At 64.0% G+C, this 22,987-nt stretch carries 19 protein-coding genes and 1 pseudogene; 11 read left to right on the top strand and 9 right to left on the bottom strand.

The genetic code is table 11. The features are described from left to right. Both ABWV23_RS20255 and ABWV23_RS20250 read right to left on the bottom strand, forming a co-directional pair. Nucleotides 1-1,620, bottom strand: coding sequence for an acyl-CoA carboxylase subunit beta (locus ABWV23_RS20255; protein ID WP_353351114.1), 1,620 nt, complete (start codon nt 1,618-1,620; stop codon nt 1-3). Further along, complete coding sequence (locus ABWV23_RS20250; RefSeq protein ID WP_353351112.1) at nt 1,617-3,404, bottom strand: acyclic terpene utilization AtuA family protein; 1,788 nt, start codon at nt 3,402-3,404, stop codon at nt 1,617-1,619. The genes ABWV23_RS20255 and ABWV23_RS20250 overlap by 4 nt, the downstream gene beginning before the upstream one ends. A 140-nt stretch (nt 3,405-3,544) precedes the next feature. Between ABWV23_RS20250 and ABWV23_RS20245 the strand changes: the two are divergent. After that, nucleotides 3,545-4,937, top strand: a pseudogene (locus tag ABWV23_RS20245) (IS1182 family transposase). A gap of 185 nt (nt 4,938-5,122) precedes the next feature. Here the strand turns inward: ABWV23_RS20245 and ABWV23_RS20240 are convergent. Further along, nucleotides 5,123-6,028, bottom strand: coding sequence for a LysR family transcriptional regulator (locus tag ABWV23_RS20240; RefSeq protein ID WP_353351110.1), 906 nt, complete (start codon nt 6,026-6,028; stop codon nt 5,123-5,125). Nucleotides 6,029-6,132: 104 nt separating this feature from the next. Between ABWV23_RS20240 and ABWV23_RS20235 the strand changes: the two genes are divergently transcribed. The 4 genes from ABWV23_RS20235 to ABWV23_RS20220 are packed head-to-tail and all read left to right on the top strand — an operon-like array spanning nt 6,133 to nt 9,314. After that, nucleotides 6,133-7,128 carry a zinc-binding alcohol dehydrogenase family protein gene (locus ABWV23_RS20235; RefSeq protein WP_353351108.1) on the top strand — a complete coding sequence of 332 codons (996 nt, stop codon included), beginning with the start codon at nt 6,133-6,135 and terminating at the stop codon, nt 7,126-7,128. Nucleotides 7,129-7,152: 24 nt separating this feature from the next. After that, nucleotides 7,153-8,121 carry an LLM class oxidoreductase gene (locus ABWV23_RS20230; protein WP_353351106.1) on the top strand — a complete coding sequence of 323 codons (969 nt, stop codon included), beginning with the start codon at nt 7,153-7,155 and terminating at the stop codon, nt 8,119-8,121. 10 nt (nt 8,122-8,131) lie between these two features. Next, nucleotides 8,132-8,938, top strand: coding sequence for an SDR family NAD(P)-dependent oxidoreductase (locus ABWV23_RS20225; RefSeq protein ID WP_353351104.1), 807 nt, complete (start codon nt 8,132-8,134; stop codon nt 8,936-8,938). Beyond that, on the top strand, nt 8,931-9,314 hold the full coding sequence (locus ABWV23_RS20220) for a nuclear transport factor 2 family protein (RefSeq protein WP_353351102.1): 384 nt from the start codon (nt 8,931-8,933) through the stop codon (nt 9,312-9,314). The genes ABWV23_RS20225 and ABWV23_RS20220 overlap by 8 nt, the downstream gene beginning before the upstream one ends. A gap of 273 nt (nt 9,315-9,587) precedes the next feature. On the opposite strand, the gene ABWV23_RS20215 is transcribed toward ABWV23_RS20220, so the two are convergent. Then, entirely contained in the window at nt 9,588-10,640 is a 1,053-nt protein-coding gene (locus ABWV23_RS20215) for an alcohol dehydrogenase family protein (RefSeq protein ID WP_353351100.1), read from the bottom strand. An 88-nt stretch (nt 10,641-10,728) separates the two neighbouring features. Here ABWV23_RS20215 and ABWV23_RS20210 point away from each other — a divergent pair, with 88 nt between their 5' ends. Further along, nucleotides 10,729-11,253 (top strand): TetR/AcrR family transcriptional regulator, encoded by a 525-nt coding sequence (locus ABWV23_RS20210; protein ID WP_353351098.1) that lies wholly within the window; start codon nt 10,729-10,731, stop codon nt 11,251-11,253. Nucleotides 11,254-11,605: 352 nt separating this feature from the next. Here ABWV23_RS20210 and ABWV23_RS20205 read toward each other — a convergent pair whose 3' ends face one another. Further along, nucleotides 11,606-12,502 (bottom strand): LysR family transcriptional regulator, encoded by an 897-nt coding sequence (locus ABWV23_RS20205; protein ID WP_353351096.1) that lies wholly within the window; start codon nt 12,500-12,502, stop codon nt 11,606-11,608. Between the two features lie 103 nt (nt 12,503-12,605). Between ABWV23_RS20205 and ABWV23_RS20200 the strand changes: the two genes are divergently transcribed. The 4 genes from ABWV23_RS20200 to ABWV23_RS20185 all read left to right on the top strand — a co-directional run bounded on the left by ABWV23_RS20200 (nt 12,606) and on the right by ABWV23_RS20185 (nt 15,268). Next, nucleotides 12,606-13,160, top strand: coding sequence for a carboxymuconolactone decarboxylase family protein (locus ABWV23_RS20200; protein WP_353351094.1), 555 nt, complete (start codon nt 12,606-12,608; stop codon nt 13,158-13,160). Between the two features lie 74 nt (nt 13,161-13,234). Continuing rightward, a complete protein-coding gene (locus tag ABWV23_RS20195; RefSeq protein WP_353351092.1) occupies nt 13,235-13,699 on the top strand; it encodes a nuclear transport factor 2 family protein in 465 nt (154 codons plus the stop codon). A gap of 18 nt (nt 13,700-13,717) precedes the next feature. Then, nucleotides 13,718-14,365, top strand: a complete 648-nt coding sequence (locus tag ABWV23_RS20190; RefSeq protein WP_353351090.1) for a glutathione S-transferase family protein — start codon at nt 13,718-13,720, stop codon at nt 14,363-14,365. Nucleotides 14,366-14,383: 18 nt separating this feature from the next. After that, the gene (locus tag ABWV23_RS20185) at nt 14,384-15,268 is read left to right on the top strand and encodes a pyridoxamine 5'-phosphate oxidase family protein (RefSeq protein ID WP_353351088.1); all 885 of its coding nucleotides are present in this window, start codon (nt 14,384-14,386) and stop codon (nt 15,266-15,268) included. Between the two features lie 263 nt (nt 15,269-15,531). Here the strand turns inward: ABWV23_RS20185 and ABWV23_RS20180 are convergent, their stop codons facing one another. Then, the gene (locus ABWV23_RS20180) at nt 15,532-17,577 is read right to left on the bottom strand and encodes an FAD-dependent oxidoreductase (RefSeq protein WP_353351086.1); all 2,046 of its coding nucleotides are present in this window, start codon (nt 17,575-17,577) and stop codon (nt 15,532-15,534) included. A gap of 81 nt (nt 17,578-17,658) precedes the next feature. Between ABWV23_RS20180 and ABWV23_RS20175 the strand changes: the two genes are divergently transcribed. Next, nucleotides 17,659-18,270: a TetR/AcrR family transcriptional regulator gene (locus ABWV23_RS20175; protein ID WP_353351084.1), complete on the top strand. Its 612-nt coding sequence runs from the start codon at nt 17,659-17,661 to the stop codon at nt 18,268-18,270. 411 nt (nt 18,271-18,681) lie between these two features. Here ABWV23_RS20175 and ABWV23_RS20170 read toward each other — a convergent pair whose 3' ends face one another. The 3 genes from ABWV23_RS20170 to ABWV23_RS20160 form a co-directional block, all read right to left on the bottom strand. After that, nucleotides 18,682-20,751, bottom strand: a complete 2,070-nt coding sequence (locus ABWV23_RS20170) for a TonB-dependent receptor domain-containing protein (RefSeq protein ID WP_353351082.1) — start codon at nt 20,749-20,751, stop codon at nt 18,682-18,684. A gap of 98 nt (nt 20,752-20,849) precedes the next feature. Further along, nucleotides 20,850-21,254 carry a DUF2946 family protein gene (locus ABWV23_RS20165; protein ID WP_353351079.1) on the bottom strand — a complete coding sequence of 135 codons (405 nt, stop codon included), beginning with the start codon at nt 21,252-21,254 and terminating at the stop codon, nt 20,850-20,852. A 195-nt stretch (nt 21,255-21,449) separates the two neighbouring features. Continuing rightward, the gene (locus ABWV23_RS20160; protein WP_353351077.1) at nt 21,450-22,985 is read right to left on the bottom strand and encodes a tripartite tricarboxylate transporter permease; all 1,536 of its coding nucleotides are present in this window, start codon (nt 22,983-22,985) and stop codon (nt 21,450-21,452) included. Nucleotides 22,986-22,987: the final 2 nt, after the last annotated feature.

Below are 22,987 nucleotides of genomic sequence, written 5' to 3'. Positions count from 1 at the left end.
TCAGAACCGGTGCACGCCATGGCTGCTGGGTTTCAGGGTGCGCGCCCGCCCCTCGAGGCAGGTTTGCAGGCAGAAGCCCAGCACGCGGCGGGTGTCGCGGGGGTCTATCACCCCGTGATCGAGCACCTGCCCCGAGGTATAGAAGGCCCCGGACTGGCGATTGAAATGCGCCGCGATCATCGCGCCCTGCTTGGCAAGCTTGTCCTCGTCCACCTCGACGCCCTGGCGTCTGGCACCGGCGCGCGCGACCATCTCCATCGTGGCGGCGGCCTGATCACCGCCCATCACCCCGGTGGTGGCATTGGGCCAGGCAAAGAGGAAATCGGGCCGGTAGCCATACCCGCTCATCCCGTAGTTGCCGGCGCCGAAACTGGCCCCGATGTAAAGCGCGATGCGCGGCACGTCCACGTTGCTGACCGCCTGGATCATCTTTGACCCGTGCTTGATCATGCCGGCCTGTTCATATTCGGTCCCGACCATGAAACCGGTGGTGTTGTTGAGGAAAATCAGCGGCGTATCGGACTGTCCGCAGGCCAGGATGAACTGTGCCGCCTTGGTGGCCCCCGCCGGGTCAAGCGGGCCGTTGTTGCCGATGATCCCCACCGGGAGGCCGGTGATCGCCGCCTGCAGGCAGAGCGTGGCGGGGCCGTAGCCGGGCTTGAACTCCTGGAAATCCGAACCGTCGACCACCCGCGCCGCCACCTCGCGCATGTCATAGGGGATGCGGTAATCCACGGGCACCACGCCCGCGATCTCGTCCGGGTCATGCAGGGGCGGGGCATAATCGGGCACCGCGCGGGTGGGCAGGTTTCGGTTCCAGTCGAGCCGTGCCACCACGTCGCGGGCCAGGTCGGCGCCGTGGGCGTCATCCTCGGCCAGGTATTCGACAAGGCCGGATTTGGTGGCGTGCATCTCGGTGCCGCCAAGGTCGCGGTCGTTGGCCTTTTCCCCGGTCGCGGCATGCACCAGCGCCGCCCCGGCCAGCGCAGCCATGCCGTTTTTCTTCACCCCGATCACGTAATCGGCCATACCGGGCATATAGGCGCCGCCGGCGGTCGAGGGGCCGTGCAGCACCGCGATGTTGGGAATGCCGGCCGCGCTCATCCAGGCGAAGTTGCGAAACAGCTTGCCGCCCTCGGCCCAGAGCCCGACGGTATAGTCCATCAGGTTGGCGCCGGCGCTTTCGACCATGTGGACGAAGGGCAGCTTGTGGCGCAGGGCCAGCGCCTGCAGGCTGAGCACGGCCGGCAGGGATTTCTCGCCCATGGCGCCGGCCTTGATGCCGGAATCATCCACCAGCACGGCGCAGCGGGTGCCCGAGACGAAACCGATCCCGGCGATCAGCGACGAGCCGGGAACGGATGTCTCCGCGTCCTCGGTGTCGGTGAGGTAGCCGGCCAGCGTGTGCAGTTGCAGAAACGGCATCCCGGGATCGAGCAGCCGCGCCAGCCGTTCGCGCGGGGTGATCTGGCCGCGGGCCTCGAACCGATCGCGGCGCTGTTCCGAGAGCGCGGCGGGCCGGGCCTCGAGCGCGCGGAGGGATTCCACCAGCGCCAGCATGTCGGCGCGGTTCTGTCGAAAGCTGTCGGAGCCGATGACGATGCGGCTGGCGAATGTCATGGGGCGTCCCCTGTGTCGGAGATGGCGATGAGGTCGGCGGGAAGGGGCACGGGATGCGCAAGCAACCTCTGCGCAAAGCTCTTGCCCTGGGCGTCGGTGCGCAGGCTGGCGATGCCGCCGCCGCCCAGCGCGTTCTGCATCACGATGTTCATCGCCGCGAGGCCGGGCAGGTAGAAGCGGTCGATGGGGCCGGTATTCTCCTTGGCGAAGACCTGCGCCACCGCATCGGGGGTCAGCGCCGCCCAGATCCACGGCAGGCAATCGGGATGCCGGGCGATGACGCCGATATTGGCCGCGTCGCCCTTGTCGCCCGAGCGCGCCCAGGCCAGCGCCTGCAGCGGGCGGCTCACCATCGCGCGGCCCGCCGGATCGGCGGCCTCGGGGTACGGTGCGGGCGGCAGGTCCGGCGCCGGGCCGGGCGGCCCAGGCGGGTCATGGGACACAGGCTCCCCCTCCAGCGTCACGGTCAACGGCACGTCATCCGCATCGACCAGGAAGGAGAACAGCGCGACAACGGGCGAAGGTTTGGGCCGCCCTGCCCCGGTAAAGAAATGCAACCCCGGCGGGGTGGCAAGGGCGGCGCCGATGACCTCTTTCAGGAACAGGCCGACGGCGCGGGGATCGTCATGGCGCACGGCGAGTTTCACCGCGATTTCCGCGTAATCGCCTGCGCCGGGGCGCCCTCCGAAGGTCTCGACGCAGGTTTCGGCGTAATCCGGGGCGCCCAGGGCGGTCAGCCGCGTGCGGGCACGATCCAGCGTGGCCTTGGCATAGGCGCGCGCCTTCGCCTCGGCGTCGCTGCCGTTGAAGAACAGCACATGGCCACCGCGCCAGCCGTCGTGGTAAGTGAGCGAGACCTTGAGCCGGCCATTGGGCGCCCGCCCCCGCGCGCCGGTGACCCGCACCCGGTCGGCCCCCTCGGGCGCGATCCGCACGGTGCTGAAATCGCAGGTCACGTCGGGCAGCAGGTAGGCGCGCGGATCGCCGATCTCGTAGAGCATCTGTTCGCCGACCGAGGCCAGGGTGACGGTGCCGGTGCTGCCCTCGGGCTTGGTCAGGGCGAATGCTCCGTCGGCGGCGATCTCGACCACCGGGTAGCCGATGCGCGCGATGTCGCCCGCTTGCCGCCAGTCGGTGAAATTGCCCCCGGTGGCCTGCGGGCCGCATTCGATCAGGTGCCCGGCCAGCGAGCCGGCGGCGAGCCGGTCGAAGTCCCCCGCGCCCCAGCCGAACCGCGCCATGCAGGCGGCCAGTGTCAGCGCGCTGTCGGCACAGCGGCCGGTGATGACGATATCGGCCCCGGCCCGCAGGGCGGCGGCGATGGGCGCGGCACCGATATAGGCGTTGATCGAGGCGATGCGGTCGGCCTCGGGCATCGGCGCACCGCTGAACATCTCGCGCATGTCGGTGAAGTCGGCGGCGCGCGGCATCAGGTCGTCGCCCGCGACCACCGCGACCCTGAGCGCAAGGCCCGCCGCCTCGATATGCGCGCGCAGGGCGGCGGCGCAGGCGTCGGGGTTCACCCCGCCGGCGTTGGACAGCACCTTGACCCCGGTCTCGGCGATGCGGGCAAGGTTGGGCGCTATCGCCTCGGTCACGAAATCGGCGGCATAGCCCCGGTCGGGGTCCTTCAGCCGCGCCCGGGCCAGCAGCGACATGGTGATCTCGGCAAGGTAGTCATAGACCAGCACGTCCAGCCCGGGCACCGCCAGAAGCTGGCCCGTGGCAAGCGGCGTCTCCCCCCAGAACCCGCTGGCGCCCCCGATCCGCAGGATATCGGTCACGCGATGTCCTTTCCTGTCCTCCCATCGGCGGACCCTGCAGCCCGCCTGCCCGAACTCTAGAGGCGCCGCGAGACGCCGATCAACCGCCATTGCCGCGCGCGACGTAACGGAAGCGGTCAGAGCGGGAGGCGCAGCCGTCGCTGTTCTACGAGTTCTCGCTGGAAGATCACGTCCCGCAGGATCATCTGCTGCGCTCTATCGACCGCTTCGTCGATCTGACTGACGTCCGCGCCTATCTGGCGGATTTCTATAGCCACACGGGCCGTCCATCCGTCGACCCCGAGTTGCTGATCCGCATGCTCCTGGTCGGCTATTGCTTCGGCATCCGGTCGGAGCGACGGCTCTGCGAAGAGGTGCATCTGAACCTGGCGTATCGCTGGTTTTGCCGGCTTGATCTGAGCGCCCGGGTTCCGGACCACTCGACGTTTTCGAAGAACCGCCCTCTCGTGACCTTGCTTCGCAAGGCACTGCCGGGTGAGACACGGGCGTTTTCGCGACAGCGAATTGCTGCGCCACCTGTTCGAGATGACCGTCGCACGCTGCATTGAAGAGGGCTTGGTCAGCGGCCAGCGCATGGCCATTGATGCCAGCCTGATCGAAGCGGATGCGAACAAGCAGAACTCGACGCCGAAAGAGGACTGGAACGCGGGAGAGATCAACCCTGCCGATGCGCCCCGCGCCGTGCGCGAGTATCTCGATACCTTGGACGAGGCCGCTTTTGGCGCCGCAAGCGAGGTGCAGCCGAAGTTCACGTCACATTCCGACCCTGCCAGCCAATGGACCGCTGCCCGTAAAGGCCCGGCGTTCTTCAGCTATTCCGATAACTACCTGAGCGATACGGATCACGGCGTTATCGTGGATGTGGAAGCCACGAGATCCATCCGGCAGGCCGAGGTCGGATCGACCAAGACCATGCTGCGGCGGGTGAAGACCAAGTTCGACCTGCATCCTGAGCGCCTGATCGCCGACACCGCCTACGGCACCGCACCGATGTTGGGTTGGCTGGTCGACCGCAAGATTGCCCCGCATATCCCCGTTTTGGACAAGTCGGGTCGCAACGACGGAACCTGGACCCGCGCGGACTTCGAATGGGATGCCGAGAACGATCAATACATTTGCCCAGAGGGCCACGAGTTGAAGCAGTTCCGCCGGAACTACTCTGACCCCACTCGGGCACCAACCGGCAAGGGAACAGCCCGGTATCGCGCCCTGAAAGAGGTCTGCCAGGCCTGCCCATCCAAGGCGAGATGCTGCCCGAATGCCGACGCGCGCAAGATCACCCGCGAGGAACATGAGGACGCCCGGCAGGTTGCTCGGGATATCGCCAAGACCAAGCAATACGTGATCTCGATGAAGCTGAGGAAGAAGGTGGAGATGCTCTTCGCCCATCTGAAACGGATCCTTGGCCTGAACAGGCTCCGATTACGTGGTCCATGCGGGGCGAATGACGAATTCCTCCTCGCCGCCACCGCGCAGAACCTCCGCGAACTGGCCAAGATCCTCCCCGCACCGCAGCAACCGCGAAAAGCCTGACAGGAAAGGCGCTCGCGCCCAAATTAAGTGACGGAATTCTGCGCCCGCGAACGGGTGTTTTTCCACGGAATCGGCGGAAAGCCGACATTCGCTGCATAAGCGAGATGATTTGACCGCGTATCCTAAACCAGACATCTCAGCGCACTTGGTTTCGCTTCAATACTCTCAGCCTTGGGAACGGACGTTTATCCGACCCACTCTGTCCGATTTCCCAGATGACAAATCAGGAAGTCGATAAAAATTCGCGTCTTTGGGGTCAGTACGTTCGAGCGCGGATAAACCAGCCATAGAACTGAATTGTCGTTCAGCCTCCACGCCGGCAAGACCCGGACAAGCCGGCCCGAGAGAAGCTCATCGGACACGCTCCAAAGCGAGTTGATCGACAAACCCGCCCCGGCGAGCGTCGCTTCGCGCTGCGCATCGCCGTCGTCCACGATGGTGCGGCAAGTCATGGCAGTGGGGTCAAGACGGGCCGTCCGGCCATCCGGGCCGATCAGTTCCCTCGGTTCAAGATCGATCCAGGCGATGAGGTGATGACCATGAACCTCCGCGGGGGTCTCCGGCATGCCGTGCGCTTCGAGATACGCGGGAGACGCGCAAAGCACGCGGGTGTCGTCGGACAGCTTGCGGCCTTTGAGGCTGCTGTCCGCCAGTGGCGCGCTGCGCAGGGCAAGGTCAAAGCTGCCCTCGATCGCGTCGAAACGGGTGTCGGACAGGCGCAAATCCAACGTCAGATCAGGATAGAGCGCGTGAAACTCCGGCAGCAGCGGCATGATGTGTCGTTGCGCGAAACTGCTGGGAGCGGCAAATCTCAGTGTCCCTTTGGGCCCGGAGTCACCGCCACCAAGGATGGCCCTTGCAGCGCTGGCCTGCGCCAGGATTTCACGCGCGTAGGGCAGAAAATCTGAGCCGTCGAGCGACAGCGACACCTTGCGCGTGGTCCGCCGCAGCAGTTCCACCCCCAACTCCTGCTCCAGCTTGGCGAGCCGGGCGCTGGCGACGGCAGGAGCCAAACCAAGCTCTCGCCCCGCAGCCGAGATGTTCAGCCGCTCGGCGGCCATGACGAACAGGCGCAGATTGTCAGTATCCATCTCGATTATACTCCAAATCCGAATAATCAAATCCAAGATCAACCGGTTTCTCGGAAATTCACAAGAGTTATCTTCCCGTGAACAGAAAGCGAAAGGCGAGTCACATGAAAGCAATCGGATATGGCACAGCTGGTGCGGCCGACACTTTGGAAACGATCAACGTGGATCGGCCCGCGATCGGGCCGCGCGACCTGTTGGTTGCGGTCAAGGGCATCTCGGTGAACCCGGTCGACGTCAAGCTGCGCGCGGCGGCACAGCCCGATGGCGCGCCGCGCGTTCTGGGATTTGACGCGGCGGGGATCGTGGCAGAGGTTGGCGACGCGGTCACAGGCTACACCGTAGGTGATGAGGTATTCTACGCCGGCGACGTGACCCGCGCCGGCACCAATGCCGAGTTTCACGCGGTTGATGAACGGATCGTCGGGCGCAAGCCTGCCAGCCTTGACTTCACCGAGGCCGCCGGGATGCCGCTGACCTCGATCACGGCGTGGGAAATGCTGTTTGACGCCTTTCGCCTGACCGAAGGCGGTGGTGAGGGTCAGAGCCTACTTGTCATCGGCGCAGCAGGGGGCGTGGGCTCGATCCTGATCCAGCTGGCCAAGGCGCTGACGGGCCTCACGGTGATCGCCACTGCTTCTCGCCCCGAGACTCGGGAATGGGTGCTCAAAATGGGGGCCGACCATATTGTGGACCATCGCGGCGATCTTGCCGCGCAGGTGGCAGAGCTTGGCCTGTCCCCCAGATATGTCGCCGCGCTGACCGCGACCGACCAGCATTGGCCCGCGATTATCGATCTGATCTCCCCGCGCGGCCAGATTGCCCTGATAGACGACCCTGAAATGCTGGATATCAAGGCGGCGAAACCCAAAGCGCTGAGCATCCATTGGGAATTCATGTTCGCCCGGTCGATGTTCGGCACTGACGACATCAGTGCCCAGCGGGACCTGTTGAACCGGGTCGCGGAGATGATCGACGCGGGCACCCTGCAATCTACCGTCACCGAACGCGGTGGTGCGATGACCACCGAAGCGCTGCGTGCCGCTCATCTGCACCAGGAGAGCGGTCGTGTGATCGGCAAGCAAGTGCTTGGTGGATTTTGAACTGGCGACTTTAGGAGGCTGAAGATGTTGGATCATACGGGGCACAAGGCGTTTCCGGTATTGAACCGGGCCTATAACGCCACGTTCAAACCGGGGCGCTTGAGCATCGGTCTTGTCGCCCCGCTGGACGCCTATCCGCACAGCGCAGTGCCGGACATGGCACGACATGTCGAACGTGCCAGGCTGGCCGATGACTTGGGCTTTTCGGCCCTGTGGCTGCGGGATGTACCGTTCAACGTGCCCTCCTTCGGCGACGTCGGGCAGATCTTTGATCCCTTCGTCTATCTTGGTGCGCTGGCGGCCTCGACGCGCGATATCGCGCTCGGGGTGGCCAGCATCGTCCTCCCCCTGCGCCACCCGGCGCATGTGGCCAAAGCCGCAGCGTCAGCAGATGCGCTCTCGGGCGGGCGGTTGCTGTTGGGCGTGGCCTCAGGGGACCGGCCCGAGGAATATCCGGCGCTGGATATGAGCTTCGAGGATCGCGGCGCGCGCTTCCGCGACAGCGTCGACTATATCCGCGCCATGGCCGATCCCTATCCCCGCCGTGATACCGCTCACGGAACGCTTTCAGGCGGGATCGACATGCTGCCCAAACCCACGGGCGGACAGTTGCCGCTTCTGATTACCGGTGGCAGCCAGCAGACCCCCGACTGGGTCGCGCAGAACGGCGATGGCTGGATGACCTATCCGCGGGACGTGGCAACCCAGGGCCATGTGATCGGTTCCTATCGCCAGAGGATCGCCGAGGCGGGCCTGCCGGACAAGCCCGTGATGCAGTCACTCTACGTCGATCTCGTGGCGCAGGCGGATGCGCCACCGCGACCGATCCATCTGGGCTTTCAGTCGGGCACAGATCACCTGAAGCGCTACCTGATGCAGATCCGCGATCTGGGCATCAATCACGTCGCCCTGAACCTGCGCTTCAACGGCGCGGATATCGAAGACACCATGCACCGGTTGGCGAATGAACTCCTGCCGGATTTCAAACCCTGAGGAGACCCGAATGACGAAGACGATCCTTATCACCGGCGCGACCGACGGCATCGGCTTTTTGACGGCAAAGACGCTGGCGGGCGAAGGCCACACCGTGCTGTTGCACGGCCGCAGCGCCGACAAGCTGGAGATCGCCGCAAAGGAAGTCGGCGGCGCGCCCGAGACTTTTCGCGCCGATCTGTCCCGGCTGGACGAGGTCGCAACGCTGGCCGGAAAGATTCTGGCCCGTCATGACCGGATCGACGTGCTGATCAACAACGCAGGCGTCTACAAGGTGGCCGAGACCCGTACGCCTGATGGCCTCGACACCCGCTTTGTCGTCAACACGCTCGCGCCGTACCTGCTGACGCAGCACTTGCTGCCGGTCATCCCGGCAGACGGCCGCGTGGTGAACCTGTCGTCGGCGGCGCAGGCTCCGGTTGACGTGGACGCGATGCGCGGCGAGCGCGCCCTCGATCACATGGCGGCCTATGCGCAAAGCAAACTGGCGATCACGATCTGGACGCAAGAGCTGGCCCGCACTCACCCGGATGGGCCGATGTTCGTCGCCGTGAATCCTGGTTCTCTGCTGGCCTCGAAGATGGTGAAGGAAGGCTTCGGCGTGGCGGGCAACGACCTGTCCATTGGCGTCGACATACTGCGCCGTGCTGCGCTGTCGGACGAATTTGCCACGGCCTCCGGGCGCTATTTCGACAATGACGCAGGTCGGTTCGCGCCGCCGCATGAAGATGCAGCGCACCCGGCAAAAGTTGCGGAGATCCTGGAAGCGATAGAAGCTGTCATCTCAGCAAACTTGAAGGAGAACGGTCATGAGTGATCTGCAGACCATGAAGCGTGATGTGATCCGGTTCTACGAGATGATGTTCAATGATGGCGCACCGCGTGAGGCAATTGAGCGATACGCAGGCGACGACTACATCCAGCACAATCCGCACGTGGCCAGCGGACGCCAGGGATTCATCGACTATTTTGAGCGCATGGCTGCAGAGTATCCGGGCAAACGGGTCGATATAAAAAGGGCCTTTGCCGAGGGGCGGCATGTCATCTTGCATTGCCACCAGATCTGGCCGGGCGGATTGGAATACGCCGGGATCGATATCTTCAGGCTCGATGACGCGGGGAAGATCGTAGAGCATTGGGATGTACTTCAGGAACTTCCAGAGACCAGCGCCCATGACAACGGCATGTTCTGACGAGACATTTGCCTCTGCTTTATGAACCCGAAAACGGCCCGGCGCATCAAAACAATGCGGCCGTGTTTCTGATGCGAACCGACCTTGTAGTTCGCCTTGCGGTTTGGATGAACGTCCGTGGCCAAAAAGCGCAGGCGGGCGTGTGGGTTTCAAATCAACGGACACGACTTCTTGCTGAGGGGCCGGTCAGATCATACTCCGACGAAGCTTGGTGGAGAGAGCCCAGATGCCGGACGTCGCCCATCAAGGGTGCCGATGTTTGGCCTGCCGCCGTCAGCCTGCGATCACGATCCCGATCTTGCCCAAGTGCGACTTCGCAAGAAACGCCTCCTGCGCTGTGCGTAGGTCGCGCAGAAGGTAGGTTTCGGCGACCACTGGGTGGATCTCACCTGCCTCGATGTAGCTGATCAGGTCAGTGAAGACACGCGGGTCCTGCCGCGTGCTGCCAATCAGCGTCAGGTCTTTCAGATAAAGCGTGCGCAGGTCGAGTTCGACAATCGGCCCGGCGATGGCCCCCGAGGTGACATAGCGGCCCCGGGGAACAAGCGCGTCAAGCAGTTCGGGCCAACGCGGTCCGCCCACCAGGTCAAGCACCACATCGAAGGCCTCTTCGGGAAAGGCGTCGTTGCGGTCCACGACCGCATCAGCGCCAAGCGCCTTCAGCGCATCCATCTTGGCCCGGCTGGTGGCCGCCGTCACATGAGCACCACGTCGCTTGGCGAGTTGCACGGCCGCCGAGCCGACACCGCCTGAGGCCCCCGTGATCAGCACGCGTTCCGAGCCCAGCCCGGCGCGCTGGATCATGCCCTCGGCGGTTGAGAACGCGCAAGGGAAGGAGGCGAGTTCGATGTCCGTGAGCGGGCTGTCGATCCGCAACGCATGTTCGTCGTCGACGGTCGTGTATTCGGCGAATCCGCCGTTGCGCTCGGACCCGAAGGTCACCAGCGCGTCGGGGGCCGTACCCGCAGGATGATGCATCGGCCGCACCAGGACGCGTTGGCCAACCCGGCCCGCATCCACACCATATCCGACGGCAACGACTTCACCGCAGCAATCGGCGCCCTGGATACGCGGAAAGCTGAGCGCACCGGACCAGGCCCCGTCGGCATCGGAGGCGCCGCCATAGCCCTCCGTGGCGGCCGTGCCGGTATCGCCCCGCACGGCTTTCGAATACCAGCCCGTACGGGTGTTGACGTCGGTGTTGTTCACCGCCGAGGCACCCACACGGATCAACACCTCACCTGCGTCCGGTCGAGGAACCGGCACATCCTCGCGCCATTCGAGCTTGTCCAGCCCGCCATGGCCGGTCAGAACGACGGCTTTCATTGTTTCAGGAAGGGGCATGATGGCCTGCTCCGATGTAGAATGGTTGCTCTACTTGCGTAGGTAGAGTGATCACTCTACATCGTCAAGCATGACAGACATGATGCGCAAGATATCCGCCGGGCTTGAGAGTGCCTTTGCCAGCCGCGGCTTCGCCGAGCCCAGCGTGGAGGACCTGCGCGACGCAGCCGGCGTGAGCCTGCGCACGCTCTACAAATATACCCCTTCGCGCGCGGAGATGGTGCTGGCAGCGCTGGAAAACCGGCATCAGCGCTATCTCACCCGCGTCTTTGACGGTTTGCCGGAAGAGCCTGATGAGGCGCTCGCTGCCATCCTGTCCCGCGTCGGAATATGGATGGCGACCGAGACCTCCCACGGCTGTCTTTTTCATGCGGCCGTGGCGGCCGATCCGGGAAGCCTCCCCCTCCGCCAACTTCTTGAGCGCCATAAGGGCGAGGTCGCGGAACGGGCCGCAGCGGCCACCGGGCTCGTTGGGGCCGAGACCGAACTCCTGGTGATCATCGAAGGGCTAACGCAGGCTTGGCCGCTGTGCGGCGAGGCAACGGTCGAAGCGGCCCAGCGGTTGGGTCATGCGCTACGCTCACCGGGAAGCTGACGGACGTCATGCCGGATACTGCAGATTGAACTGCAATTTGACCGAGGCGCCATGCTCCGCGAGCCTTTGAGGATCGAGGGGAAAGGAACGACCGCTTGGTCCGCACAGCGGTCATTCACCCCCTAAAAATGCTGCGGGATGCTCGAATGGCAGGTTTGCTGAAGCTGCGGCGCGCCGCCTGACGCCATGGCCGAGGTCCGCAAAAGGCCGGTCGCGACGCTGTTGTAGTCAGGACGGTCGAGTGATGTCGTCGCAATCGCGATGCGTAGTTTGCGATTTGCTGACATCGATCATCCACCACGTCATCGAAATTTCAGCGTGGCCAACGCGGTGACGGCCTCTGCGAGGAAGGTCAGGCTATATCGGCTGCAATCCTCGGCGCGGCAAAATCGAGGAAAGCACGGAGCTTCTTTGGGATCAAGGCGCGCGGCTCGTAAAGAAGGTGGACTGGCCAGGGTTCGGGTTCGAAATCCTGCAGAAGGGGCACGAGTTGCCCCGCCCTGATTGCGGCCGCGGCCTGATAAGACAGGACGCGGGTGAAGCCCAGCCCGTCAATGGCTGCATCAATCGCGGCTTCAGCGGAATTCACGATCAGGCGCGAACGTACCGGAACGGTAAACTCTTGCCGACCAGATCCGAAACGCCAGTCCTGCGGTGACATGAGGCTCTGGAAGGTGATGCCATCCAGATTTGCCAAGTCCCCCGGCAGCTTTGGCGTTTCCCGTTTCTCGAGATAGGAGGGGCTGGCGCAGACGATCCGGCGCACCGCGCCCACCTTGCGGGCAATGAACATGCTGTCCGCAAGTGGCCCTATGCGTACTGCCAGATCGAGATGTTCCTCATGCAGGTTCACCGGGCGGTCAGTCAGTTCAAGCCGCACGTCGACATCCTGAAAGGTCCTCAGGAACGCGTTTACTGCAGGCAGGACATGCAGCCGGCCAAAGACGATGGGCGCGGTCATCGTCAGGGTTCCCCGCGGCGCGGTGAATTCGCCAGAGGCATTGCGCTCTGCTTCCGAGACGTCTTCCAGGATTCTGCGGCAGGCCGCGACGTAGGTTCTGCCCGTGTCCGTGAGCGTCAGCCCACGGGGAGAGCGCAGCAAAAGCTCGGCACCAAGCTTGCCCTCAAGTTCGCTGATCCGGCGACTGACGGTGGCGATCGGCATCCGCAGGGCACGTGCGCCGGAGGTCAGGCTACCTTCGTCCACGACACGCACGAAGATGGACATGGTCTCAAGGCGGTCGGTCATCTGATTTCCAATTTTTGGAAGCCTGCATCTCGATAATATGATCTACTGCCATCATATGGAAGCTTCTACATCTCCACTGCACATCAAGCAGAGGAGCTTTCACATGTCTCGTATCACCTATCCTGACAGCATCGCGACCGCGCCGGCGGCTTCCCAGCCACTGCTGCAAGCTGTCGAAAAACAGCTGGGCACGGTCCCGAACCTGTTCCGCCTTGCCAGCGTCAGCCCGGCCGCGTTGGAGGGATATCTCGGCCTGTCCGGTGCCCTCGGCAAAGGTCGTTTGCCGGCCGCCACCCGCGAACGCGTCGCGCTGGCCGTGGCGCAGAAGAACGGCTGCAACTACTGTCTCTCTGCCCATACCTACCTCGGCAAGAACCTCGCCAAGCTCGACGAAGCCGAAATCGCCGCCAATCGTGCTGGCCACTCGTATGACATCAAGGCGGACACCGCCGTGCGGTTCGCAGTGAAACTGGTCGACGCGCGTGGACGCGTCGGGGCGGAAGACCTGCGCGACATCCGTGATGCAGGTTATGATGACGGCCAGATCATCGAGATCGTGCAGCATGTCGCGCTGAACATCTGGACCAACTACCTGAACGAGCTCGCCCAAACGGAAATCGACTTCCCGGCGGTCGATGCTGGCGAACTCGCGGCCTGATCGTTTCGAAGCGGCCGGGCTGTGCCCGGCCGCTTGCTTCTCAGGCCTGGACCCAAGACAGAAAGGATGCGCCGATGAGCCGTCCCCCGCTTCCTCCCTTCACCGAAGACACCGCCAGGCAAAAGGTTCGCCTTGCCGAAGACGGCTGGAATTCCCGCGACCCGGCCAAGGTGGCGCTGGCGTATACGCCGGGCAGCCGCTGGCGCAACCGGGTCCAATTCCCGAAGGGGCGCGCCGAGATCGAGGCCTTCCTGAGCCGCAAATGGGGGCGCGAACTGGAGTATCGCCTGATCAAGGAGCTCTGGGCCTTCGCGGGTAATCGCATCGCCGTGCGCTATGCCTACGAGTACCGTGACGACAGCGGGCAATGGTTCCGGGCCTACGGCAATGAGAACTGGGAATTCGCCGAAGACGGGCTGATGGCAGCCCGGCATGCCAGCATCAATGAACACCCCATCCGCGAGGAAGACCGCAAGTTTCTCTGGCCCCTGGGCCGCCGGCCCGACGATCATCCGGGCCTTTCCGATCTTGGCCTTTGATCCTTGGAGGACTGTTAGATGAACCCGCATTTTCCCGCCGGCGCCGCACCGGTCAAACTGTACCGCAATCCGAAGTCGGGGCACTGCCACAGGGTGGAGCTGATGATGTCGCTGCTTGGCGTACCCTGCGAACCCGTCGATCTGGATATGGCATGCGGCGCCCACAAGGCGCCTGCATATCTTGAGATCAGCCCTTTCGGTCAGGTTCCCGCGATTGATGACAACGGCACCACGCTGTCCGATTCCAATGCCATCCTCGTCTATCTGGTGCGGAAATACCCTGATGGCCGCGGCTGGCTGCCGGAGGCCCCTGATGCTGCCGCGGAAGTGCAGCGCTGGCTGTCGGTCGCTGCGGGCGAAATCGCCAGCGGCCCGGCGTCGGCGCGGCTGGTGACGGTCTTTGGTGCGCCGGTGGATCATGAGGTTGCCAAGGCCAAGGCGCACAGGTTGTTCGGCGTTATGGAGCCTCAGCTACGCCGCCGCGATTTCCTTGCCGGTTCTGGCGTCACCATCGCCGATATCGCCGGCTACAGCTACATCGCCCATGCCCCCGAGGGCGGCGTCAGCCTTGCGGCCTACCCGGCCATTCGCGCGTGGCTGGCCCGGATCGAGGCGCTGCCTGGCTTCGTGGGCATGGTCAACTCGCCGATCCCTGAAGGGACCTGAACCGGAAAGGCTCTTGCCATGATTCAGCCTGATTGCGTTTTCCACGCCGGCGAACGCGCGGTACAGGACCGCGTCGGCGTCCCCGAGAAATGGCGCGCACGCGCCGCACGCGCCATCCGGGCGACGATGCCGGGGCAGCACCAGCAATTCTTCGAAAGCCTGCCGGTGCTGTTTCTCGGCCTGAGGGACATGCAGGGTCGGCCGTGGGCGACGGCTTCCCTGCTGCCCGTGGGGGCGCAGACGACCTCCACCCGGCTGACAGCGAGCACCCGCGCGGTGCTCGCCCGACCACTGGGCCTGGATCTGCGACCGGGCGCCAAGGCGGCCGTTCTCGGGCTCGACTTCGAAACCCGGCGGCGCAACCGCATGAATGGCGTCATCTCGGCCGTGGCAGAGGATGTTCTGTCCATCGAGGTCGAACAAAGCTATGGAAACTGCCCGCAATACATTCGGAAGCGCGATATCCGCCTGCCTACCGCGGCGTTCCCGCCCGCTGAAGGCACACGTGTTGCAATCAGTGATCCGGTCGCGCGGCGGATCATCTCTTCCGCGGACACGTTCTTCATCGCGACTTATGCGAAGGACGGGGCGGACGTTTCCCACCGCGGGGGGATGCCCGGAGTCCTGCGCCAGAATGTGGACGGCTCGCTGTCCTTTCCGGACTATGCCGGCAACCGATACTACAACACGCTTGGCAACATCGAAGTCAGCGGCCGCGCCGGGCTGTTCATTCCGGATTTCGCCAGTGGCGAGGCCATCCTGTTGACGGGCAGGGCCGGGATCGATTGGTCCCCGCTCCGCGCGGCGGAGTTCGAGTGGGCCGAGCGCGTCGTGGACATCCGCCCCGAGGACGTCTGGCATGTGCGGCATGCGTTGCCCCGCAGCGCCGTCGCAGAGGATTGAGAGACAGCGGATCACGATCTGCCTCGGCTGCCCCACCGTTCAAAACGTGAGGCTGCGCGTTAGTGATATGTAATCTACCGCGCCCCGGCTGCTTTCAGAGGCTCAGCGCTTTGGGCAGACACAAACGGCTGAAACGGGCCGGTCATGTCGATCGGGACACTCAAGATGCTTGCTGCGTCGCCGCAAGTCGGCTTGGAGCCGATTATGACCGATGCTGCGCGATGCTTGAATGGCCGGTTTGTTTGCCGTTGATCTTGGCATCCTCAGATGTCTTTCACCAATCGCAATGCATCATAAATGGCCGCGTGCGTGTTGCGGGCAGAGACGGCATCGCCGATACGAAAGAGTTGGAACGTCCCGTCCGCGTTGCGCTGGATGGTCTGCGGCATCCCTGCGATCAACGCATCATGGTCCACAGCCCCGCCGTTTGAACTCAGCGGTTTCAGGTCGAAATACAGGTCATCCAATGGCAAGGTGCCATAGTTGACCACGACTTGATCGTAGTCCTGTTCCTTGCAGTGGTCGCTATAGTCAGTGCCGATCCTTGCCGTCAGTTTGTTGTCGCTGCGCGCCACGTCAATCAACCGACGTGTCACTGTGAAGGTCACGTCCTTGTCCTGAAGCGACCGCATGTAAGGCACCAAATTCATCGCCATGACGCCCGGCGCAAAGGTGCGATCCGGGGTCATCACTTCGACGGTTGATCCGGCAGCGGCGGCAATGTCGGCGGCTTGTAGCCCCGCGTGATCCCCGGCTTCGTCATAGATCAGGATATTGTCCGCAGGCTTCACATCCCCCGCGATGATGTCCCAAGACGTCACCACATGGGGCGCGTCCTGACCGGTCTCCAACAATTCGGTGTTGGGCATGCCGCCGGTGGCGATGATGACGACATCGGGGTTTAAGGCTGTGACATCCGCCGCCTCGGCCCAGGTGTTGAAATGGAACACCACGTCGCGGGCCGCGCATTGCGCCATGCGCCAGTCGATGATCGAGATCATCTCGCGCCGGCGCGGGCTTTGGGCGGTCAGGCGCACTTGGCCGCCGGGGTCTGGCTGGGCCTCGAACACCACAACATCATGACCGCGTTCGGCGGCGACGCGGGCAGCCTCAAGCCCTGCGGGACCTGCGCCGACGATCACGACTTTGTGTTTCACATCCGCCGCCTCAATCGTATGCGGCATGGTCAATTCGCGCCCTGTCGCGGCGTTGTGGATACATAGCGCGTCACCGGCTTCATAGATGCGATCCAGACAATAGGTGGCACCGACACAAGGGCGAATGTCATCCTCGCGCCCTTCCATGATCTTTTTGACCACATGCGGGTCGGCCATATGCGCGCGGGTCATGCCGACCATGTCGAGAAGCCCGGCCTCGACCGCATGGCGCGCTGTGGCCACATCCGGGATTTTGGCCGCATGGAAGGTGGGCATCCCTGTCAGCTTTTTGACCTGCCCTGCGAAATCCAGATGCGGTGCGTTCTTCATGCCCTGGATCGGGATCAGATCGGTCATGGCGGGATCGGTGTGGATGCGCCCGCGCACGACGTTCAGAAAATCAAGCTGACCGGTGTCTGCCAGCGTCTTGGATATCTTGAGCCCGTCTTCGGCGGTGATACCGCCCTTTTGCGCCTCATCCGCTGTGTAGCGGAACCCGACGATAAATTTGTCCCCAACCCGTTTGCGGATCGCGGCCAGCACATCCAGCGGAAACCGCATCCGGTTTTCCAGGGTGTCCGCACCATATGGCCCTGTCAGATCATTGGTCAGTGGCGACCAGAACTGATCCAGCAGGTGGCCGTAGACCTGCAGTTCAATCCCGTCCATGCCGCCCGCCTGCATCCGCTCTGCGGCATCGGCGAAATCGGTGATGATCCGTTCGATATCCCAATCTTCGATCAGTTTGGGAAAGGCCCGGTGCGCTGGTTCGCGATGTTTGGACGACGACACAGACGGCAACCAGTCGCCCTTGTTCCACGTCGTCCGACGCCCCAGATGGGTCAGTTGGATCATCACCGCGCAGCCATGTTCGTGGCAGGCATCGGTGAGGTTCCGGATCCACGGCACCACTTCGTCCTTATAGGCCAAGATGTTGTTGAACACTGGCGGGCTGTCCTTGGACACCGCCGCAGAGCCTGCGGTCATGGCCAGCGCAACGCCCGCCTTTGCGCGCTCTGCGTGATAGGCGCGATAGCGGTCTTTGGGCATGCCGTCTTCGGGGTAGGCAGGTTCATGGCTGGTCGTCATGATCCGATTTTTCAACGTCAGATGTTTCAGGTGATACGGCTGAAGCAGCGGGTCTTTGGTCATCGAAAAATCTCACAGTTGGACGTGTTCGCGTATATTCTTCGAGGTAATTGACACACCTGTCAAGTTCTCTATCCTGATGGGATGCATGGCTCTCGCTCTCGTCAACGTGGCTCAAAAGATCTCTGGCTTGATGCCGCCTATGAGGTGCTGGTGTCCGATGGTATCGACGCGGTCAAAGTCATGGGCCTGGCCAAAAAGCTGAACCTTGCACGCACCGGTTTCTATTGGTTCTTTGCGGACCTAAAGGAACTGCACAGCGCGATGATCGCGCGGTGGGAAAATCAAAACACCGGCAATCTTGTGGCGCGCTGCAATATGGATGCGCCAAACATCTGCCATGCGTTGTTCAATCTGATGGATTGTTGGCTTGATCCGTCCTTGTTCGATGCGCGCCTTGATCTGGCGATCCGCAACTGGGCCCGTGTGGACGATGATCTGCAGCGCCGCGTCAACGAGGCAGATCGCATCCGCATCGAGGCCGTCGCAGGTCTGTTTCGACGCCACGGCTTTTCACCTGACCAAGCCCATGTGCGCAGCCTGACAGTGATCTACACCCAGATCGGTTATATCTCGATGCAGATCGAAGAGGCGCGCTCAGACAGGCTGGCGCGCGTGCAGCACTACGTTGAGATTTTCTCTGGCACCGTTCCATCGAGAAGGGACGTCGAACGTTTTCTGGCGCGACATACTTGAACAGCGGCCTGGCGCTTTTCTGAGCGTTTCAATACCATCCTTACCCGCCCGCTGTTCAGCATAAGAGGCGTATTGCAGACACAGGTGCAGCCGCAGCAAGGGCCCGGCTTGTCCACCTTCCTGACGTTCACCCCTGCTCGGATGCTGCAAGATGCACGAATGGCCGGTCTCGTGAAGCAGCGCTGCGGCGAAGGAGAGGACGGCGAGCGGCCGGTATGGGCCGGTCGCGTCGCTAAAATAAGCGCTGCGCCAGCAACTTTGCAAACTCCGCTTTCTGCGCATAGCTGCCGTCAGTACAATCCGACACATCGCCCCCCAACACGCCCCACCGTTGAAAACCGCGCCCTGATCGGGGCGCGGTCCTTGGCACATCCGGTCAGGAGCGGCGCGCGCCGCCCCCTGCAAGGCGCCTCAGAACTGCGCCACGAGCTTGACATAGAGGCTGCGGCCCGGCTCGTTGACCTGGGTCAGGGTCGGGTCGAAGACGTTGGCCCGGCTCAGGTGGTTGGCATAGGTCCGGTCGGTGAGGTTATCGACCCCCGCCAGCAGCACCGCGTTGTCGCTGACCTGATAACTGCCGAACAGGTCGAGCGTGGCATAGCCCGGGGTCTGGCCGGGATCGCGGGCCGGGTCGATCCGGGTCTGGGTCACCGCCCAGTTCACCCGGGCACCGGCGCGCCAGGCCTGTTGCCCGTAGGAGACCGAGAGCTGGCCGTTCAGCGCCGGGATCTGCGCCAGCGGGCGGTCGTCGGACATGTTCTGCCCATAGGTATAGGTGGCATCGCCCGAGACCTGCCATCCGTCACGCTCCCAGCTGCCGGAGAGCTCCACGCCCGACAGCAGCGCGTTGACGTTGCGATAGGTGGTCACGCCGGGCACCGAGAAGGCATCGCGCAGGATGAAATCATCAACCCGGTCGGCATAGAGCGCGGCGTTCAGGCTCCAGTTGTCGCGCACCGTCTCGACCCCGAAATCGAGTTGGTAGTGTTTTTCGGGGGCGATGTCGGGGTTGCCGACCCAGGTGCTGCGGGCCATGGCGCGTTCGGTGGCATCCGCCGTGCGGACCGAGCGGGACAGGCCGGCAAACAGCGTCGTCTCGCCGCTGAGCGCGTATTCCAGCCGCGCCAGCCCACCGATATTGTCCTCGGTCCGGGCACTGTCGAAGGTGGTGCCGTATTGCGCGGTATAATAATCGTTGGGCGCCATGGTCGAGCCGCCGGGCACCGTAGCCGCGCTGCCGGCACTTGCCTTGACGTGGTCATAACGCAGGCCCAGTTGCAGCGTCGCCTGAGACGTCAGCTTGGTTTCGGTTTCGACATAGAGGCCGGTCTGGGCGATCTCGAAATCCGGCCAGATGTTGAACCGCGCCGTGGCCGGATTCGACGCGTCGATCATCGGGATCATCGCCGGCATGCCGCCATAGGCCATCGCGTTGCGGGTGTTGGATTGATAATCGACACCGATCCTGGCGGTGGTGGAGCCGAAATCCAACTGCGCCTCGATCTTGCCGCCGGTGGTGTCCGAGGTGGTCGGCGTGCGCATCGCCATCGCCCCCACCGGCCGCAGCGAGTAGTTGTCCATCACGTGATCGACCTCGGTCCGGTAGAGGTTGCCCTCGATCCGGCGCAGCGCCCCCATGTCCAGGTCGACGCCGTAGCGGAAGCGATAGACCATGGTTTCCGAACTCGGGCTGTCCATGCCGGAGCCGGCATAAAGCACATCCTCGGCCAGGTCGCGTTCCACGTCGAAGGCGAGGTCGAGGCCGTTGCCGGCATAGCCGAGCGTCACGCCGGTGCTTTGCTGGTCAAAGGCGCTGCGGATCGTGTTGCCGTCGCCGTCGGTATAGTTCTCGGCCGAGCGGCGTTCGGCCGATCCCTTGAGGTAGAACCCCTTTCCCAGGTCGAGGGTGATGGCGCCGCCGACCTCGGCGCTGTCGGAATTGGTGGAGACGCCGGTGTGGAATTCCCCTTCCCAGCGCTTCTCGGCGTCCAGTTCGGGGGCCTCGCGTTCGAGGATCACCGCACCACCCGAGCCGCCGGGACCGTTGGTGACGGTGTGATAGCCGCGCTCGACCACCACCCGGTCGGCGCGGGCAAAGGCGGCGGTGGCAGCGGGCGGGTCCATCCGGTTCGGACAGGCGCCATAGGTGAACGAGCCGGCGTCGATGATATTGAGCTGGTTCTGTTGCTGGCCGCGGATGATCACCTCGAGCCCGTGGCCGCCCATCCGGCCGGCGTTGACGCCGGGAACCGATTGCAGCAGCTCGCCGCCATCGGTGGCCGGTGCCAGGCTGATCCCCTGCGGCACGAATTCATGCGAGGCGGCGCCGGCGGTTTCGGTCGCGGCGTCGACGGTGATCGGGGCAAGTTCGATCACCTCGCCCCCGGCATCGGTCCCGATGACCTGGGCCATTGCGATGCTGGAGAGCGAGGACAACAAGAGAGCGGTGGCGCCAAGGCGCACCGGTTGGGTGACGGTCATTTCATATCCCTTCGATTATCGTTGAACAGGCACACGGGGGCCGTGCGGATGCGGCCGCCTGCGCGGGTCGGGCGCCGGTTCGGCGCCCTGTCCGTGAGTCAGACGATCGAGGGGGGCGCGCGGATGGCGCGGGTCAGCAGGGGCCGCGCGGAGCGGGTCTGCAGGCGGGCGGCCAATGGATAGCGCAGCGGGTGAAGCTCGGCCGGGACGGAGGCGCGGTCGGGCTGTTCGAACAGCACCGTGGCGCCGGTGATGCACAACGGGCATTCCGCCTCGCCCGGCAGGTCGGGCTTTGTCGGCCGCTCATCGACGGAGCCATCGACCGGGTTCAGGATGATCGTGCGGACCTGGTCGCCGGAACAGATGACCAGTTCCAGCCCCCCGGGCGTCCGGGCCGCACCGCTGTGCACATGGGCGAGCGCGACCTGCACCGCGAGCAGAATCGCCAGACCGGCGGTCAGAATGCCGCCGCCCCCTGCCTTGTATCCCTGCCCCATCCTCATGCCGCGCCTTGTGCCCCAAGGCACGGCCGGCCTGCAATGCGAAAAATCACATTGAGACCAATGTGATGCAAAGTGGACGCGATCCGCGGCGCGCGAGATGGTGCGGCGGTGCCGGAAAGCAGGAGCGCCCGGCCGACCGCCCGAATGCGGACACCGCCCTCCCCGCGAATCCGAGGGAAGGGCGGCGATCCCTGGTCAGTCGCTGATCGCGCCCTCTTCGTCGCGCCGCGCGTGCATGCCGGCCTTGACCCGAGCGCCGACGATGAGCGGCAGCACGAAACCGATGATTGCGATCGCCCAAAGCGTGATCGACAACGGGCTGTCGACAAGGGTCAGCCAGTTGCCGTTGTCGATGGTCACCGCGCGGCGCAGGTTGTTCTCCATGGAGTTGCCCAGCAGCGTCCCCAGGATGATCGGCACCAGCGGAACGTCCAGCTTGCGCAGCACCCAGCCCATCACCCCGAAACCGATCATCACCAGCAGGTCAAAGGTCGAACCCGAGATACCATAGATCCCGACGAAGGAGACCATCGCCACCACCGGCATCAGGATGCGCGAGGGCACCATCAGCACCCGGGTAAACAGGCCCACCATCGGAATGTTCATCGCCAGCAGCATGAAGTTGGCGATGAAGAGCGCCGCGATCAGGCCCCAGACCACGTCCGGGTTCTGGGTGAACAGCAGCGGTCCGGGCGTGATGTTCAGGCTCAGCAGGACCGCCAGCAGCACGGCGGTCGTGCCCGACCCCGGCACGCCCAGCGCCAGCATCGGCACCAGCGCGCCACCGGCGGCGGCGTTGTTGCCCGCCTCGGGTGCGGCCACGCCACGCGGGTCACCGGTGCCAAAGGTGCCCTCCTTGTCGACCAGCTTCTTTTCCATCGAGTAGGAGATGAACGACCCCAGCGACGCCCCTGCCCCCGGCAACACCCCGGCGAGGAAACCCAGGAAAGAGGTACGCAGCATGGTGGGCGCGGTCTGCCGGATCATCGACAGCGGCGGGTAGAGCTTGCCGATCTTCAGCTTGGAGCCGTCCGCGTTGCCGCCGTGACGGTTCTCCAGAAAGATGAAGACCTCGGACAGGGCAAACAGCCCGACGATCGCCACGAGAAAGTCGAGACCGTCGTAAAGGTGGACTTCGCCGAAGGTGAAACGCGGAACGCCGGTCTGGGTGTCGACGCCGATCATGGCGAGGCCGAGGCCCAGCGCGGCGGCAAAGGCCGACTTTGCCTGGTTGGTCGAGGACACGCCGCCCAGCGTCATGAAGGCCAGCGCGAAGAGCGCGAAGTACTCGGCCGGGCCGAACAGAAGCGCGATCTTCACCAGTTGCGGCGCCAGCAGGATCAGCCCCCAGGTGGCGATGAAGGCCCCGACGAAGGAGGCGACGCCCGACAGCGACAGCGCCTCGCCAGCGAGGCCCTTCTTGGCCATCGGGTGCCCGTCGAGACAGGTCATCATGGCCGGTTCGTCGCCGGGGATGTTCAGCAGGATCGAGCTGATCCGCCCGCCGTACATCGCGCCGTAATAAACCGAGGTCAGCAGGATCAGCGACGGCGTGGCGCCGAGGCCCAGGGTAAAGGCCAGCGGGATCAGGATGGCGACGCCATTGGACGGGCCGAGCCCCGGCAACGCGCCCATGATGGTGCCGAGGAAACACCCCAGAAACGCCAGCAGCAGGTTCTGCCAGGTCAGCGCGATGACAAAACCGTCGGCGAGATTCGAAATCGTGTCCATGG

It is taken from the genome of Aquicoccus sp. SU-CL01552 (assembly GCF_040365005.1).
GTDB lineage: Bacteria > Pseudomonadota > Alphaproteobacteria > Rhodobacterales > Rhodobacteraceae > Antarcticimicrobium.
The sequence above is the reverse complement of the archived record's forward strand: the minus strand, read 5'-3'. Positions and strand labels throughout refer to the sequence as shown.

What these genes read in the sequence shown, in the direction of transcription:
- ABWV23_RS20255 (WP_353351114.1), bottom strand. Translation starts at nt 1,620, where the DNA reads ATGACATTCGCCAGCCGCATCGTCATCGGCTCCGACAGCTTTCGACAG.
- ABWV23_RS20240 (WP_353351110.1), bottom strand. Translation starts at nt 6,028, where the DNA reads ATGGATACTGACAATCTGCGCCTGTTCGTCATGGCCGCCGAGCGGCTG.
- ABWV23_RS20235 (WP_353351108.1), top strand. Translation starts at nt 6,133, where the DNA reads ATGAAAGCAATCGGATATGGCACAGCTGGTGCGGCCGACACTTTGGAA.
- ABWV23_RS20230 (WP_353351106.1), top strand. Translation starts at nt 7,153, where the DNA reads ATGTTGGATCATACGGGGCACAAGGCGTTTCCGGTATTGAACCGGGCC.
- ABWV23_RS20225 (WP_353351104.1), top strand. Translation starts at nt 8,132, where the DNA reads ATGACGAAGACGATCCTTATCACCGGCGCGACCGACGGCATCGGCTTT.
- ABWV23_RS20220 (WP_353351102.1), top strand. Translation starts at nt 8,931, where the DNA reads ATGAGTGATCTGCAGACCATGAAGCGTGATGTGATCCGGTTCTACGAG.
- ABWV23_RS20215 (WP_353351100.1), bottom strand. Translation starts at nt 10,640, where the DNA reads ATGAAAGCCGTCGTTCTGACCGGCCATGGCGGGCTGGACAAGCTCGAA.
- ABWV23_RS20210 (WP_353351098.1), top strand. Translation starts at nt 10,729, where the DNA reads ATGACAGACATGATGCGCAAGATATCCGCCGGGCTTGAGAGTGCCTTT.
- ABWV23_RS20205 (WP_353351096.1), bottom strand. Translation starts at nt 12,502, where the DNA reads ATGACCGACCGCCTTGAGACCATGTCCATCTTCGTGCGTGTCGTGGAC.
- ABWV23_RS20200 (WP_353351094.1), top strand. Translation starts at nt 12,606, where the DNA reads ATGTCTCGTATCACCTATCCTGACAGCATCGCGACCGCGCCGGCGGCT.
- ABWV23_RS20195 (WP_353351092.1), top strand. Translation starts at nt 13,235, where the DNA reads ATGAGCCGTCCCCCGCTTCCTCCCTTCACCGAAGACACCGCCAGGCAA.
- ABWV23_RS20190 (WP_353351090.1), top strand. Translation starts at nt 13,718, where the DNA reads ATGAACCCGCATTTTCCCGCCGGCGCCGCACCGGTCAAACTGTACCGC.
- ABWV23_RS20185 (WP_353351088.1), top strand. Translation starts at nt 14,384, where the DNA reads ATGATTCAGCCTGATTGCGTTTTCCACGCCGGCGAACGCGCGGTACAG.
- ABWV23_RS20180 (WP_353351086.1), bottom strand. Translation starts at nt 17,577, where the DNA reads ATGACCAAAGACCCGCTGCTTCAGCCGTATCACCTGAAACATCTGACG.
- ABWV23_RS20175 (WP_353351084.1), top strand. Translation starts at nt 17,659, where the DNA reads ATGCATGGCTCTCGCTCTCGTCAACGTGGCTCAAAAGATCTCTGGCTT.
- ABWV23_RS20170 (WP_353351082.1), bottom strand. Translation starts at nt 20,751, where the DNA reads ATGACCGTCACCCAACCGGTGCGCCTTGGCGCCACCGCTCTCTTGTTG.
- ABWV23_RS20165 (WP_353351079.1), bottom strand. Translation starts at nt 21,254, where the DNA reads ATGAGGATGGGGCAGGGATACAAGGCAGGGGGCGGCGGCATTCTGACC.
- ABWV23_RS20160 (WP_353351077.1), bottom strand. Translation starts at nt 22,985, where the DNA reads ATGGACACGATTTCGAATCTCGCCGACGGTTTTGTCATCGCGCTGACC.